Source organism: Cupriavidus sp. 01L46 (genome assembly GCF_056399905.1).
Genome location: NZ_JBFTSF010000554.1, coordinates 1 through 1,843 on the forward strand (window position 1 = coordinate 1; position 1,843 = coordinate 1,843).

Here is a 1,843-nt window from a genome sequence, read left to right on the forward strand (position 1 = left end):
GTACGACAGGACGCCGATGTCTCACGCGTGGCCGTGTTCGAAGGCGCTGTTGACGTACACCCCACGCGCGCCGCAGATGCCGTCAGGGTGAGTGCCGGGCAGCGTACGGTGTTCGCCACCGATCAGGCCGAACCTCCCGTGGCGGGGCAGGAGAGCGCTGCTGCATGGGCCAGCGGCACGCTGGTGGCGGACAACATGCGCGTCGCGGATTTCCTGGCTGAACTTGGCCGCTACCGGCCAGGCCTGCTGCACTGCGACCCGTCTATCGCCAGCCTTAGGGTGACCGGGGTGTTCTCGCTGCCTGACACCGACCGGGCGTTGCTCAACCTGACCTTGGGTTTACCGGTCGAGGTTATCTACCGGACGCGCTACTGGGTGACGGTTCGGGCTAGGTAGGCACGCCAGCGCCTCGCGCCAGGCGTGGCGATGGTTCCGATGGCGCCTGGTTCGTCATTCCGCCCACTGTTACAAATTTCTTGGGGAGTGGCATTGCGGTTTTTGCCTTCTCGTTCGGAAGACGTAATGAGCAGCACAAATCTTCCGAACCGAAAGGCCTTCACCATGGCATGTCGCCAAAAACAGAATCAGGCTCCCTCACAACTGGCACGCAGAGCTGGCCGCCGCGCCCCTGTGCTCCAGATAACGACTACCGCCACAGCGGCCCGGGTGTCACTCTTGATAGGGCTGGCGCTTGGCGTCCAGGCTATCGCGGCTCCTTCAGCGCATGCTCAGCCGACAGGTCAGCGCATGGCGGAACCCAAGCGCGTCTACAACATCCCGGCAGGCTCGCTGGGCCTGGCGCTGACAAGCTTTGCCAGAACGGCGGGCGTGGAGTTGTCGGTGGACGCTGCGCTGATTCAAGGCAGGGCCAGCGGGGGCCTTGCAGGGAGCTTTACGGTACAAGATGGATTTGCAGAACTGTTGCGCGGGCAGGGGCTGCAAGTTGTTCGCGGAGCCAACGGCACCTACTCTTTGCGGGCTGGCCCCGCGGCGGCTCCCACCGCGGCCGAAGCGAACGCCTCGACATTGCCCGCGGTAACAGTGATGGCCAGTGCAGGGCAGGAGAGCGCCTGGGGGCCGGTGAACGGCTATGTCGCCAGGCGCAGCGCCACCGCCACCAAAACCGATACGTCTTTGCTTGAGGATCCGCAGTCCGTCTCCGTGATTACGGCCGATGAAATCGGGGACCGAAAAGCGGAGTCGCTGGATGAAACGCTGCGCTACACCGCCGGCGTCACCCCCAACCAACGATCCCTGGGCAGCGATGATTCCTCCTTGTTGCGCGGCTTCACGATTGAGGACACCGGGATCTTTCTGGACGGGCTTCGCAATTCAGGGCGCACCTTTGCTACCGCGATCGAGCCATACGGGCTTGAACGCGTCGAGGTGCTGCGCGGGCCTGCGTCTGTCCTATACGGACAAGTCCCCCCGGGCGGCCTGGTCAACGTCGTCAGCAAGCGCCCGACCGCGGAGACCATTCGCGAGATCGGCGTGGAGTACGGCAGCTATGACCGCAAGCAAATCAAGGGCGATTTTGGCGGCGCGATCGACGCCGCGGGTACCTGGACGTACCGGCTCACGATGCTGGGCAGGGAGTCGAACACCCGGCTGGACCATGACCAGGACAAGCGGCTGTACATCGCCCCTGCGTTGACCTGGCAACCAAGCGCAGACACCAGGCTGACATTGCTGGCACGCTACCAGAAGGACAATCAGCAATACGCCTTCCCCAATCAACTGCAATCCCCGGGATCGCTGGGGCAGGTCAACCCAGGTGTCAACATCGCCGGCTACGACAATCGTTTTGATCGTACCAACAAAGCGATCGGTTACGAGTTCGAGC

2 protein-coding genes are annotated in these 1,843 nt (G+C 63.3%); both read left to right on the forward strand.

The features are described from left to right. Positions 1-396 (forward strand): FecR family protein (locus AC1DS3_RS38260; protein WP_477129319.1); only part of this gene is annotated, 396 nt, incomplete at its 5' end. A gap of 351 nt (positions 397-747) precedes the next feature. Beyond that, positions 748-1,843: TonB-dependent siderophore receptor (locus AC1DS3_RS38265; RefSeq protein WP_477129320.1), on the forward strand; the 1,096-nt coding region annotated here is incomplete at its 3' end.